The organism is Parabacteroides leei, assembly GCF_023369805.1.
Lineage (GTDB): Bacteria > Bacteroidota > Bacteroidia > Bacteroidales > Tannerellaceae > Parabacteroides > Parabacteroides leei.
In genome coordinates this window covers 104,034-116,890 of sequence record NZ_JAMBQG010000009.1, presented here as the reverse complement: position 1 = coordinate 116,890, position 12,857 = coordinate 104,034, and the positions used below count along the sequence as shown (strand labels likewise).

Here is a 12,857-nt window from a genome sequence, read left to right as displayed (position 1 = left end):
TATAATGTTATGCTTAAAAACAAATATATCATAGGAATCGCACTCGCGATTTTAACAGGATTCAACAGTTGCGCGGATTTGGATTTGGCGCCATTAGGTAGCCCGGAGGCTGGAAAGCTAACAGAAGAACGACAAGCATTCTTACGTTTGACAGCGGTCTATTCCGGCATGAAAGATTTTCGTTACACGTGGTCGATGCAATGTTTCGGAGATGTATTGTCGAACGACGCGACTTATAGCGGTTCTTCAAACGATGCGCAAACCTTCACGTTGCTGGAGAATTATCAGTATCAAGCAGATCATACCGAGATTTTGAACAAATACCGGTATTCTTACCAATGTATCAATAAAGCGAATTTATTTCTACAGGACATGGAAACGGCCGACGATGCCATTTTCTCGACGTACAATAAAGAACAGATGATTGGTGAGGCCAAGTTTATCCGCGCCTATACCTATTTCGAACTCGTGAAAACATTTGGCGGTGTTCCTTGTTATACGGAAGTCCTGGATCTCGCCCATGAAAGACTCGGACGTTCGACTGTCGAGGAAGTATATGCTGTTATCGAGCAAGACTTGAACGATGCGGTTAGTGCTTTACCCAAGAAAAGTGAGATAGCGAACTACGAAACAACCTATGCGGGAAGAATCACCAAAGGTGCGGCCATTGCCATGCAAACGCGTGTTTACCTGTATGCGAAAAAATACGATGAGGTAAAAAAGGCATTCGAGAATTTCCAAAAGGAATGCGGTAGCGAATATAGCTTAGTGAACCCGGAAGAATACGCCTGGCAATTCTCCCTGAAGGGGGAACATTGTATCTCGTCTATCCTGGAAATAAATATGTATAATTCCCCAACTCAAAGTGGGTACGGTGTAAATAACGGTAACCGTCACGTATTGATGTCCATGCCCCGAAATATGACCAACGGCTTCGGTTGCGCACAGCCTACTCAAGCTTTGGCGGACGCTTATGATGCGGAGGGGGATATCATACGAAAGAATACGACACTACTTTCCACGAAAGAGGCCATAGAGATCGAGACTGCGGCTAAAGGCAAGGTGGATCCCATTACAGATGACCGAACCGGCTGGTACAATCGCAAATTGTATCTTGCGCCCGGGGAAAGAGAGGAGAACAGGGGGAATAACCAACCAACAAACCTCAGGCTTATCCGCCTTGCGGAAGTATATTTGAACTATGCCGAGGCTTGTTATTTCAGCAGCGATATCGCTAATGCGCAAAAGTATCTGAACGAGGTAAGAAGTCATGTCAACCTGGCTCCTAAAAACAATACAGGAGAGCAATTGTTTGAAGACATCATGAACGAACGTCATCTGGAGTTAGGATTGGAAGGTTTCCGGTTCTTTGACGTGGTACGTGCAGGATGGGGCGAGAAAGTCTTTAACGGAACCAAGAAAGCAGAATTTGGAGCTAAGACTCCTTTCAAAGCCGGTGCGGAAGTATTGCCCATACCTCAAACCGAGATTGACATTAGTGGCGGTTTAATAAAGAATTAATAAAGAAACAACAACTTACATAAATCATAACAGCATGAAAAGAAATCTATTATTGCTCGGTATCTGTCTCCTGGCCGTATCGTTCGTCGGAGAAGCCTTTGGACAGAAGAAAAAACCTCGTATCGGTATTGCCGGTATACAGATAGAAAACAGCGTGTTCGTCCCGAATAGGCAGCCGCTCGTAGGACATCCCGTAAGAATGCCGGACTATCTCAGCCCTGATTCCGCTATGGGACAGGCGGCCACTTGGCTTCCCACCCAAATTGGCTACGGCGGAGGAAGAGGCCCCGTGACAAAAGAGTCGTACGATGCGTTTGTGGAAAAATCATTGGAGATGATCAAGGCCAATATGCCATACGATGCTTTCTGGTTTTATAACCACGGAGCTTGTAGCGTGGAAGGCGTGGCCGATCCTGAAGGTGAGTTTATGGAAAAAGTACGCAGCCTTATCGGAAACGATGTCCTTGTCACGACAACGATGGATCTTCACGGCAACGCCTCCTGGCTGGTAGCCCTCAACAGCGACCTCATCACTACATACCGCAAGGCTCCCCACGATGATTCCCGCGAATCTCACCGTCGTGGCGTGGTCAACCTTCTCGAACGTCTTGAATCAGGAAAAGGACGTCCGGCATACAAGGCATGGGTTGCCGTTCCTGTCCTGGTATCCGGCGAATGGTCGAGTACCCGCGTCGAGCCTGCGAAATCGCTGTACGCATTGGTTCCCGAGGTTGAAGCCATGCCCGGAGTGATAGATGCGGGTATATGGATCGGTTATGTTTGGGGAGACAACCCGCGGAACCAGGGAGTCGTGATGGTTTACGGTGACAACGAAGAACAGGTAAAAGCCGGAGCGAAGAAACTCGCCCAAAAATTCTGGGATATCCGTAAGCAATTCTCACTGGAGGCCCCGGGATATTCGCTCGAAGAATGTATCGATTTGGCAGTAGCGAGTAAAAAGAAACCTTTCTTTATCAGTGACATGGGAGATAATCCCGGCGGAGGAGGCTCAGGCGAGGTCACCTGGACGTTGGCAAGACTCTTGAAGCGTCCGGAATTCCAAACCGATAAAGGAAAGAACGTTCTTTATTGTTCCATCCCGGGAGAAGAGGTGGTCGAGCAGGCACGTAAGGTCGGCGTAGGCGGACACGTAGAAGGCATGGTAGGTGCCATAGTAGATAATTCCTACGAAGGTCCCGTGAAATTGTCGGGTACCGTGGTTTATGTCAGCCCGGAAGAAGACAAGAGTGCGGAATCCTGGAGACGTAAAAGGGATATCGCTATCGTAAAAACCGGAAGCGTTTATGTGGTAGTAGGTACATCGTCTCCCACTCCAAACCTGGAAGGTTCAGGAATCGATCCGAAGGAAATGGATATTGTAATGGTTAAACAAGGTTACCTTGTAAACCAATGGTACAATATACAAGCAGATTGGGTGATGGCCTTTACACGCGGCGGAGTGGATCAGGACTTCAAGAAGCTTCCATATAAGAATATCGTGAGACCGATGTTTCCAATCGATCCTGACATGGCAGATCCAGAGTTGAGCGTTATCATGGTTCCTTCTGCTAAGCATTTCTATGGCAGATAAAGAGTACCAATATAGAATTTTTTTCGGGTATGTCGACAAGCGTTAGTCGATGATGTCGATACGGGCGTATCGACCCCTTCGACACGAATAGATTCACATGTAGAATAAAGTGAACCAAACACAAAAAGGGACTGACTAACTCGAATTGTTAGTCAGTCCCTTTTTATAATAACTTTCGGACTTGTTTTACTTTACATTATATCCCGAAACAACGACCCTCGGTGTATTTCCCCGAGTATCTTCGTCTTTCCAATGGAAACGTACTTCTTTCTTTTCTCCGGGGAGAAGAGCGAAGTAGTTGTCGGAATAGAAGATAGGCAAGAACTGTAAACCATCTGTACCGCCGATCACATTGATACGGATCATCAGGGCCGGAGTAGACGTCGTATTCTCGATAACAGCTGTCGCCGTCCAGTTTCCGTCTGCTTCCTTATTGATAACAACATCTGATTTCAAGTCAACCTTCGGCAGGTTACGTAACTCCTGATAGTTGTTTTCTTCCAGACTTCTGTGATAGAAGTTATCAGAAACAACACGACCATCTTCAGACAAAGTCATTTTGATGAAATGAACCTTCGACAAGCCGGCCGGAAATTCCAGTTTGATACATTTGTTGGTCGTATCTTCGTTGCTGTCGATCGTCACCTCTTTTTCCCAGGCTACGGAAGCATCCATATTCAATACCTGTACTTTTGCTGTCAGGCCTTTGTGTGCACCGGCACTGTAATTGACCACTTCCACCTCGTCGGTTGCCGGGTTCCACTGGATATGCAGCGGCTCGGAAGCCTTCTTGATAGCGAAGTAGGCAGCTGTCGGTTCGAAATAATAATCGTATGTCTGCCATACCATAGAAGGCCAGCAGGAATGGCTCATCCACATCAATAACCCTTTACGGTTCAGGCTTCTTGACTCGAACAAACTACGGTGACCGTCATAGTTCACCCACTGGGCCAGTTCGGAGAATTCTTTGGCACTCCGGGGTTCGCCGTATCCCTTCGCGATGATCTCGTTGAAAGAAGTGGCTCCCTGTGCTCCCTCGCGGGTATAGTCGTGCATACCCCACTGGTTGTCCTGCGGCCAAAGACCTTCCGGAGAGAAGGTACGGAGCATGCTTTCATAGGTCAATACGTTCGGCATACCGCGTTCGCTATGGAACTTGTCGTTACCGGTCTTCAATGTGAAGTATTCTTTTGCAGGAAGCATACGGTACGGGCCATGTCCGCTAACCACATCGTCGGCCGAGCTCGATATATAATGTATACCGGAATGCTCGTCCTTGACAATCCGACGCAGTGCCTTGTCGATCTGTTCAGGCGGAAAACCTTCGTTGCGTCCGCAATAGATACCGATGGATGCGTGGTTGCGGATACGTCTCACATAATCTTCCGCATTGGCGATAAACATTTCCGGATAATAGGGATCCGGTCCGTCAGACGGATTCGCCAACCAGAAGTCCTGCCAGATCATGATACCGTGACGGTCGCAAGCTTCATACAATTCCTCGTCGCCGATCATACCTACCCAGTTACGCAGGATCGTGAAATTCATATCGGCATGGTAAGCCACGGCGATATCATATTCACGGGCACGATAGTTCAGGTTAGACTCGCTGAAACCCCAGTTACCGCCACGTCCGATGAAACGGCGACCGTTCACGAACAGACTCAGGATATGATTGTCTTCATTGAAAGTCATCTGACGGATACCGACTTTGAAGTCTTTGGCATCCGACACCTTATCGTCTATCTTAAAGGTAAAGTTGGCATCATACAGGTTCGGTTCGCCATACCCTTTCGGCCACCACAAACGCGGGTTCTGCATATTCAGCTGCGGGAAATCCTTTGCGTCGAAAACGACAGCTTTCTCTTCTCCGGCAGCCAGTTCAACCGGTTGCTGGAACGTGATATCGCCTACCTTGCCTTCCAGCATTCCTTTTACGGCATGGGCGTCGTGGTTCTTCACGATCACTTCCGCCGTCAGAGTTGCAGAGGTCGTATCAGGCAACGGTAAAACAGACTGTACAAGCGGGTCGGCTACCGTCACTTTTCCGGTGGTCGTCAGGAACACATCGTTCCAGATACCGATATTACGTCCGCGCATCGTCGGGATCCAGTCCCAACCGATCGTTGCATGGAAGGTCGGATTGTCAGCACCCAGGATACCCCCGTTGAAGTCCGTGCTCTGTGCATTCTTTTCCTTGATCGCACCGATATGTTCGTTCTTGATAATCTCTACGGCAACTACGTTCTTACCCGGAACGACCACATCCGTCACATCGAACTTGCCACGCATAAAGGCTCCTTCGACACGGCCTATCTTCCGGCCATTCACATAGACATTCGCTTTCCAGTTGATACCGTCGAAATTGAGGAACAGACGCTCCTGTTTAAAGTCGGCCGGCATCTCGAATTCGTCCCGGTACCAGAAGTCGGAGTTGAAGAACGACTCGGATATCTGCAACTGGTTGTCGGCATAGTTCGGATCGGCGACAGCCCCGATATTCTTGTAACTGCTCAGAACAGTACCCGGAACAGTTGCAACGATCCAGTTTTCCGGCTGAAAATCCGGAGTAGATATCTTTTCACCTGCAGCATTCACTTCGGAAGCCCGTTGAAGCTTCCAGTTACCTCCCGACAGGTTGATATTGCCTTGCGATATGGCCGGAGCGGCAACAGGCTGGGGAACCAATCCGCCTTTACCCATCACTTCCAGTTCGCTTAGGATATAACGGCTGTCGTTAGCCGGCTGTTGCATCAGGACACGCACGTAACGTGCTTTCTTGCTGCCCCCCAACGCTATTTCATCTTTCAGGCTCTCACCGCCGGGCAGTTCGGCTGCATCCGTCCACTGAACGGCATCATCGGAAACCTGTACTTTACCTTTAACGGCTTTATTGATCCAATGCAAGATAACCTTATCAAACTCAGAGCGGCTACCCAGATCCACATACAACCATTCTTCTCCTGTCGTAGCACTCATCCAGGAACTGTTGAAAAACTGGGAAGGTTTCATTTCCACCAGACCGCCTTTATTATAAAAATCGGCAGCCATAAACACCCAGCTGTGGGCTCCCGGCATCTTCAACGAAACACGGTAGTTGGAATAGGTGGCTTCCTTATCGAACGAAATCGTTTCATTCAGTTTGCGGACCGGCATGGAGATCTGTTCGGTCTGTTTGTTCGGGTCGGTGACCGGCACACGGAAACGTACCGCCTCACCCGGCAGTCCTTTACCGCTCAATCGTCCCACTTCCGTCCAGTTCTGTCCGTCGTCGGAACCTTCGCAGACGATCTCGAAACCGTCTTTTGCCAGTTTGTCGTCGTAAACGAGGTTTCCTACCAATGACAATTTATCAACCGATTTACTGTAATTTTTCAACGCAAACTGAAACCAGGTATCGGCCCCTTCGAAGGTATTCCGTGAGTACGGACCTTCGTCGATCATCCATTCGCGTTCACGCCGGGGAGCTTCGCCTGCTGGAGTGGAGAGGATGAGATACTGCGGTTGCGCATCGGTCACGATACCGTCGGTCGCCAACTGGGCTGTCAGGTTATAATCGTGACTGGATGAGTTGAATGCCGAACGCCGGAGGGCGATATTTCGGTATGTCCCCCGGTCCGGAACCAGCTCCGGAGAAAAATCTTCCTTCGGATTACCGGGATACTGACCGATACCACGTGAATAATAGTCCGATCGTTCGAACGATTCATCTGTCGCACCTGCTCCGCTGCATCCCCAGAGCAACAACGTTGTCGCTGCTGTTCCGCAAAGGGTTAGGATACGTGATGCTTTTTGCTGTTTACACATTTTCATACTATGAGAGTCTACTTGATTTGTATTTTTTGCATGATTCAATCCTTTTTGAAAAGAAGGCCAGGCAAATATACGCAAAAACTCCAAATTTTCACGCTAATGCCAATAAGTTAAGTGATAAGGAGGTAATGTGGTAATTATAGAAAAAGGTGAATCTATTTAGCGACGTTGATGCCCTGGAAGGGCTAACTGTGAATACCCCCCGGGACATAGACAACGACACTAATAGATTCAAAACATGATAATAATTAAACAGATTTCTAACATAAACAAGGCAGCTTCATTCGAGGCTGCCTTGTTTAGTGAATAAATATTATAATGTTTCTATCTCTGCCTCGCTGAGGCCGGTTACCTCTGCAATTGTCAGGAGAGGAAGACCTTTCTCTTTCATGACTTTTGCTACGGAATAGACGCCTTCCTTGCGTCCTTCCTTGCGTCCTTTTTCTATCCCTCTCTCTTCGGCATAGTCGATCGTATTCTTATAGTCGCGGTAACGTTTCAGGGCTTCGTCATACAAGACACGCTCGTCCTTGCTCAGATTAGCCACATCCGCCACTTCGAGCAGTTTGTCGAATACAGCTTTTTGCGCCTTGAAGGGCATTCTGTCTAATGTATCCATATGTTTTAATAAATATAACCAACGTTCAAAATCTGTCTCACAATCATCAGCTTCTTTCGTGAACCAGGGTAACTCCAGATATACCTGCCGGATCTTGTCGCTAAACATCCGTCCGGTGTCACGGTCTGCCAATATAACATCTGTGCGGAATTTGGAGTTCATTCCCATCTTATAGTTTAACAGGAAGATACCGTATACCGGGCAGAGGTTAAACTTCCAGTCTTTACCCTTCTCCCCCTGATTACTGATTGCCCGTGATAAGTAATAAATACCCCGGTCGTAAAAGTAGGGCTGGGCTCCGTTCTGCATTTCCACTACAAACCAACCGCCTTTGTCATCCTTGCAATGGATATCGAATATCACTCCCCAGTCTTCAATCGTTTCCGGTTGGAGGATTGGGTTTTGAAAGATGATATCGCTGATATAACGTTCGCCTTCCAGCAGCTGATTTAAGAAATCAATTAATAACTCTTTGTGTACCTCCTGCCCGAAAATCCGGTGAAAACCGAAGTCGGTGAAGGGATTGATAAATTTCCCCATAGCTTATATATTTTGGTTGCCACCCAATAACAGGCGGTACGGCAAAGATATAGAATATTTCTTTCGGACAAAAAAGAAAGGAGATTATTTGTTTCAAAACCAGAAAGATATGAGTCAAATGTAGAAATAACTGAGTCAATAATATAGGGAAATGCCCCTGTCTGTCCATCAGCTATCAGTCATAAATAAGACAAACCCAGTTACAGGTTTATTTGCCGTCAGTTTTAACTGACGGATCAGTAAATGATCTATTTCTCTGGACTTTAGTCCCATTTTAAACAGTCTCTTTATTTACAGAGAAATGTGGCTAAAGCCAAAGAAGGAGAAACAACTTGTAATCCGTCAGCTAAAGCAGACGGCAAATGAACCTGTAATGGCGGAGTCTCTTTGATAAGGGGATAGCTTCAATGATTGCTCAAAACTGTCAAATAATGAAACATTCAAAACTGACAAAATCTAAACCTCCTTATCTCACCCCTGTTTTTTTCTTCCTAACAGGAATCCCAATAACTCCATGATAAACTGGAGGATCGTCCTTACCTTGTTGTTGTTTTCTTTTTCACTCATACGTTTTCATTATTTAGATTATACACTATGGGAACCAACGAGCGGGAAATATTTTCCAGCATCTTGCAATATGCCGCCCGGTTGTCCCCGTTTACTTCACTGATATACCGGCTGTAAGCAATCTCGCGGGCATAAGCAGCCGGATAATGGCTCACGGCAGCCGCCTGTTTATAGACTCTCGTTATCAGGCGGGCAAAATCGAGGAAACTATTTTCAGGCCTGTCGTAACGTCGGAACAGCAGGCCATCCGGCTTATCCGGAACCGTCTTGCCGCCATGCCAGTAGGCATTCGCCACGCCATAGCCCGTCAGCCCGAAAAAGTTGTTGTAGCGGGTAGCCAGGACACTCTCGCCCCAGCCGGTTTCGATGGCAGACTGAGCCAGGATAACCACCGGATTCAATCCGTACAACTCACCCGCCACTCGTGCGGCGGGGAGGTACTTGCGGGTAAATGAATATTTATCCATACACACAGCCTGAGGCATTATTCGATTACAGGACGGTCGTCTTCGCCACTTCCGCCACCTTCGGCCGGCTTACTTTCTTCCAGCTTGAAGCGTTCGCCCTTAGCCGTCATAATCAGGTTACGCAACTTCTCGCCGGGACGAAAACGAAGGCGCGCCCGATACAACAATGCCGAAGAGAAATCATCGGTCGTCGGACTCCCCGAACTGGTCTGCACCAACTGGAAGGTTCCGAACTCACCGCATTGAACCACCTCGCCGCGTGCCAGAAACAAAAGGAGAAACTCAATCATACGATCGATCACCACCTTCACATCACCGCTCGAAGCCGTGGAGCTTTGTGCTACCAGTGTGCATAATTCTTCGAAGGTACATGTCCCCGTTGCCCGGGTCTGTGCATAGTAGAGTTTCTCCTTCCCTTCCTCTACATTTTTACTGAGATTCTTCCTGAGAACCAAATGATACTGTACTGCCATAACCTTACTATTTTTAATTGATTATTAATTACATATCAAAGATACGACAGCCACCGGGGGGCATTGATGTCATAGGTGACGGGACGTGACGAAGCGGCAGTTTATAATCCTCATCTTAGCAGGCGGGGAGCAATTATGCAACTCTGGCGGTGGATAAATTATCATGGCGTACTGAAAGCCAAACTGCTTGAACTGGGATATCATACCGGCGCACGGAGCTTCACGCCTAAGCAGGTGGAATGTATTATCGAGCACCTGGGAGAACCCTGAAAAAGGCGAAAACGACAGCAGCAATCGGTTTCTGTGGCTCCGGCAGCCATTTCAGGTGAATGCCGCAGCCGGTTTGTGCGACTGCGGCAGCCAGCTTGCATGGATGCGACAGCCGACCTGCATACATAACATTCGGGGGCGGATGGGGGCGACAAAAAGGCTTTTCCGAAAACTTTATAATAAGATGTTCCCTGTTCTTTTTACGAAGAGGTCGTAGAAAGAACACTATACAGAAGTTTTCAAAAACACACTTTTGTCGCCCCCATCCGCCCCCGATTACTAAAACGGAAGTTCAGGATCAGACACCCCTTTTTCTCCATCACATTCATTATCAGACGTTCCCGGTTCGTCTACCGGATCATACCCCAGCCCTTTCCGACGAGCTTCTACCTGATCGTTTGTCAATACTATGACGGCATAAAGTCGCTTTCCATGTCTCTTTTGGAACTCGAATGAGGCATTTTTTAACACTTTTCCGAGTAGATTTACGCTCATTGTTGTCACCGAAAAGCGGGTTCGTTCTGCTATTCCGGCCAATATTTCGCTTACCGAGAGTAAAACGGGCATCTCGAAACGCGTCGGTTTGCGGTAGTAAGTGAAAAACAATTCCGCTTCGGGACACGACTGCTGGAAAGGCTCGTTGTTGTCGTTTATCTCCGTAATATCGTTGTCGGCAAACCAATAACGGAAACCTTGCTTATAAAGTGCCAACGCTTGGGCATAAATGGCGGCATGATCTATTTCGGAAGTATAATCGATACGGAGCGTTTCGAAACAGAGGAAACGGCGTGATCCGGTACGGTCGGTCAGGATCTGGCTGTCGTTTACCGTAGCGGCAAAGGAGGCACGACGCACGAACGATTCCGCGTTACGGGCATACGGGCGGCGTTCGAGAATCGTATCTTTGGTTATCAGGGCCTTCAGTTGGTTCAACTCCACCCGGCTCTGTCCCGACAACTCATCGAGGATCACCAGGAAGCAGTCGCTCATCAACAGGGACGAGTCTTTAGCTGTCGGATCAAGGTTACCGGAGTACACATAGTTTTTAAGCACGGGAGGCACCAGGTTACGCAGCCAGGTAGTCTTCCCCAGCCCCTGCGCACCACTCAACAACAAGACCGTATGATTTGCCTTCCGTTCATTAATAGCGCAAGCCACCACGGCTACCAGCCATTTCTTCAGACACTTCGCCCAATATTCAGGGCGGGTGGTGTCGATCGTGGCAGCCAGACAGCCGATAGGGTCCGTCTTCCCGTCCCAGGGCGGCAGGCTATCGAAGTAAGACCGGAACGGATTATATTCGGGACTGAAATCGGAATAGATCACCGAACGCAAGTCAGACAGACGGCAAAACACACCGGACTTCTGCAGGGCGCACCAGACAGAGTTTTCCCAATAGTCGGTAACAGGACAATAAGCTTCGTGTTTCTCCCGGTCACGGTATTCTACCATACGCTTTACGATATTGCGTCGGAGGCTGAAACGTTCGGACAGGAATTCCTGTATCCGGCAGACAAAACCATCCCCGCGTTGCGCACGTCCGGCCGATTTTTCCGTTCCATATTGTTCGGTATGGGTATAAGCACTGTCGATGGCCTGCCGGCACTCTTCGGCGGGCAGGTCGGCAAACGACCCGGCTGCATAAGCCTCCACCGCCTCACGGGTGACGCCCAGGCGGTTGCAATGGCTGGCAAAAAGATGGACGTAGTTGTTGCGGTTACCCTCGGTATAAGTGTATTTACGGGTGGTCTTTTTACGGGCGGAGGCCATCAGGCGTACTACTTCTGCGGACACGACAGCTTCCATCTGCGGCAGTCCGCCGGGAAGGTCGCCCTCCCCCTTCAGCCAGGGTTCGAAGTTGGGTGAGAGATAGAGTTGCGGATCGTACGAAACGAGACAGAGCCGTCCGATATCGCTGCCCGAGGTATCGGCTTCGATACCCAAGCGATGTTCATACCACTCTTTTACCCGTTTATAAATAGCCGGGTGATTCGCCGGAACCGGCTCGAGCCCGACAGCGGGATAGGCAATGATCTTGATTCCCTGCCCGCGCGGACTGATCCAGCAGGCCACCGTATATACCGCCTCGCGTGCCAGAGCCAACAGGGGCGGCAGTTCGTCTTTCTTCAGTTCGTCGAAGTCGAGGATGATAAGCGGATTATAACCCGTCATATATTCCGCCAGCCGTTTTTCGCGATAGGTAGCGGAAATGGTATTGGCCGGTAATCCTTTTTTCAGTTTGTCGGCAGCTGCCGGATTTTCTTTGTCCATATAGACACGGATACGATTGACGGAGGGGGCATACTTCCCATTGCGGATATCATAAAGGACATCGATCAGGTTAACATCGCCCATACATTTCTTGAAGCGGGCAAACATGGTTACTTGTATCATTTCAAATCTGTTTATAGGTGTATTTCTCTTATATCCAACAAGGTAGACAATAGCCAGGAGATGTCTCGTGTTTTTCTATTTTATTATATAAAACACAAAATACAGGAATTGCTTCTCTCCTCAGGGTTGTTCCCGATAGTCGGAATGGGTGTCGAGATAGTCTTGTACGACATTCACCAGCGTACCCAAAGCCAGGCGTTCCTTATCGGGATGGTGTTGCACATGAAATACCGAGTCGAGTGCCCGCAGGAAGGGTTTCATGTCGTGCCTGCCGTTCACCTTCCACCGTTTGCTCAACAGCAGGGGGCCGATCAGTTCGACAAAATCAGCCATTGTCCCGTCGAACAGGATGATTTCTTCTTCTATCATGTCTTCTTCCCAGACGGCATGTTCGAGCAGCCGCGAGAGTTTGTTACATTGTTTTTTCACTTCCCGAAGTTCCTCTTCGAGCAGCTCGCAATGGAGCTTCAATGCTTGTGCCGTCTCCGTCAGAAGGACAGCATCCAGTTTTTTTTCATTTTTGCTTGTTTTTGAGTTTGAATGACAGACGAAGCCCCGGAAGACGAATCCCCCAGGGCTTGTTTTTGTCTGTTGTTGCTCTT

General features: G+C 48.5%; 9 protein-coding genes. 3 read left to right on the top strand and 6 right to left on the bottom strand.

Translation table 11 applies throughout. The features are described from left to right. Nucleotides 1-9: 9 nt before the first annotated feature. Together M1P97_RS14365 and M1P97_RS14360 are read left to right on the top strand one after the other, a co-directional pair. Nucleotides 10-1,521, top strand: coding sequence for a RagB/SusD family nutrient uptake outer membrane protein (locus M1P97_RS14365; protein ID WP_249389444.1), 1,512 nt, complete (start codon nucleotides 10-12; stop codon nucleotides 1,519-1,521). A gap of 34 nt (nucleotides 1,522-1,555) precedes the next feature. Beyond that, nucleotides 1,556-3,112 carry a M81 family metallopeptidase gene (locus M1P97_RS14360; protein ID WP_249389443.1) on the top strand — a complete coding sequence of 519 codons (1,557 nt, stop codon included), beginning with the start codon at nucleotides 1,556-1,558 and terminating at the stop codon, nucleotides 3,110-3,112. A gap of 186 nt (nucleotides 3,113-3,298) precedes the next feature. On the opposite strand, the gene M1P97_RS14355 is transcribed toward M1P97_RS14360, so the two are convergent. The 4 genes from M1P97_RS14355 to M1P97_RS14340 form a co-directional block, all read right to left on the bottom strand. After that, a complete protein-coding gene (locus M1P97_RS14355) occupies nucleotides 3,299-6,925 on the bottom strand; it encodes a glycosyl hydrolase 2 galactose-binding domain-containing protein (RefSeq protein WP_249389442.1) in 3,627 nt (1,208 codons plus the stop codon). 313 nt (nucleotides 6,926-7,238) lie between these two features. After that, nucleotides 7,239-8,084, bottom strand: a complete 846-nt coding sequence (locus tag M1P97_RS14350) for an Rpn family recombination-promoting nuclease/putative transposase (protein ID WP_249389441.1) — start codon at nucleotides 8,082-8,084, stop codon at nucleotides 7,239-7,241. Nucleotides 8,085-8,647: 563 nt separating this feature from the next. Beyond that, nucleotides 8,648-9,118: a glucosaminidase domain-containing protein gene (locus tag M1P97_RS14345; protein ID WP_249389440.1), complete on the bottom strand. Its 471-nt coding sequence runs from the start codon at nucleotides 9,116-9,118 to the stop codon at nucleotides 8,648-8,650. A 17-nt stretch (nucleotides 9,119-9,135) separates the two neighbouring features. Then, nucleotides 9,136-9,591: an HU family DNA-binding protein gene (locus M1P97_RS14340; RefSeq protein ID WP_195372447.1), complete on the bottom strand. Its 456-nt coding sequence runs from the start codon at nucleotides 9,589-9,591 to the stop codon at nucleotides 9,136-9,138. Between the two features lie 135 nt (nucleotides 9,592-9,726). Here M1P97_RS14340 and M1P97_RS14335 point away from each other — a divergent pair, with 135 nt between their 5' ends. Beyond that, nucleotides 9,727-9,861: a DUF4248 domain-containing protein gene (locus M1P97_RS14335; RefSeq protein ID WP_249389493.1), complete on the top strand. Its 135-nt coding sequence runs from the start codon at nucleotides 9,727-9,729 to the stop codon at nucleotides 9,859-9,861. Between the two features lie 279 nt (nucleotides 9,862-10,140). On the opposite strand, the gene M1P97_RS14330 is transcribed toward M1P97_RS14335, so the two are convergent. Further along, entirely contained in the window at nucleotides 10,141-12,255 is a 2,115-nt protein-coding gene (locus tag M1P97_RS14330) for a VapE domain-containing protein (RefSeq protein ID WP_249389439.1), read from the bottom strand. Nucleotides 12,256-12,375: 120 nt separating this feature from the next. Further along, nucleotides 12,376-12,684, bottom strand: a complete 309-nt coding sequence (locus M1P97_RS14325; protein WP_249389438.1) for a hypothetical protein — start codon at nucleotides 12,682-12,684, stop codon at nucleotides 12,376-12,378. Nucleotides 12,685-12,857 lie beyond the last annotated feature (173 nt).

Excerpts from the sequence above, each read along its gene's own strand:
- M1P97_RS14365 (WP_249389444.1), top strand. The coding sequence starts at position 10 with ATGCTTAAAAACAAATATATCATAGGAATCGCACTCGCGATTTTAACA.
- M1P97_RS14360 (WP_249389443.1), top strand. The coding sequence starts at position 1,556 with ATGAAAAGAAATCTATTATTGCTCGGTATCTGTCTCCTGGCCGTATCG.
- M1P97_RS14355 (WP_249389442.1), bottom strand. The coding sequence starts at position 6,925 with ATGAAAATGTGTAAACAGCAAAAAGCATCACGTATCCTAACCCTTTGC.
- M1P97_RS14350 (WP_249389441.1), bottom strand. The coding sequence starts at position 8,084 with ATGGGGAAATTTATCAATCCCTTCACCGACTTCGGTTTTCACCGGATT.
- M1P97_RS14345 (WP_249389440.1), bottom strand. The coding sequence starts at position 9,118 with ATGGATAAATATTCATTTACCCGCAAGTACCTCCCCGCCGCACGAGTG.
- M1P97_RS14340 (WP_195372447.1), bottom strand. The coding sequence starts at position 9,591 with ATGGCAGTACAGTATCATTTGGTTCTCAGGAAGAATCTCAGTAAAAAT.
- M1P97_RS14335 (WP_249389493.1), top strand. The coding sequence starts at position 9,727 with ATGCAACTCTGGCGGTGGATAAATTATCATGGCGTACTGAAAGCCAAA.
- M1P97_RS14330 (WP_249389439.1), bottom strand. The coding sequence starts at position 12,255 with ATGATACAAGTAACCATGTTTGCCCGCTTCAAGAAATGTATGGGCGAT.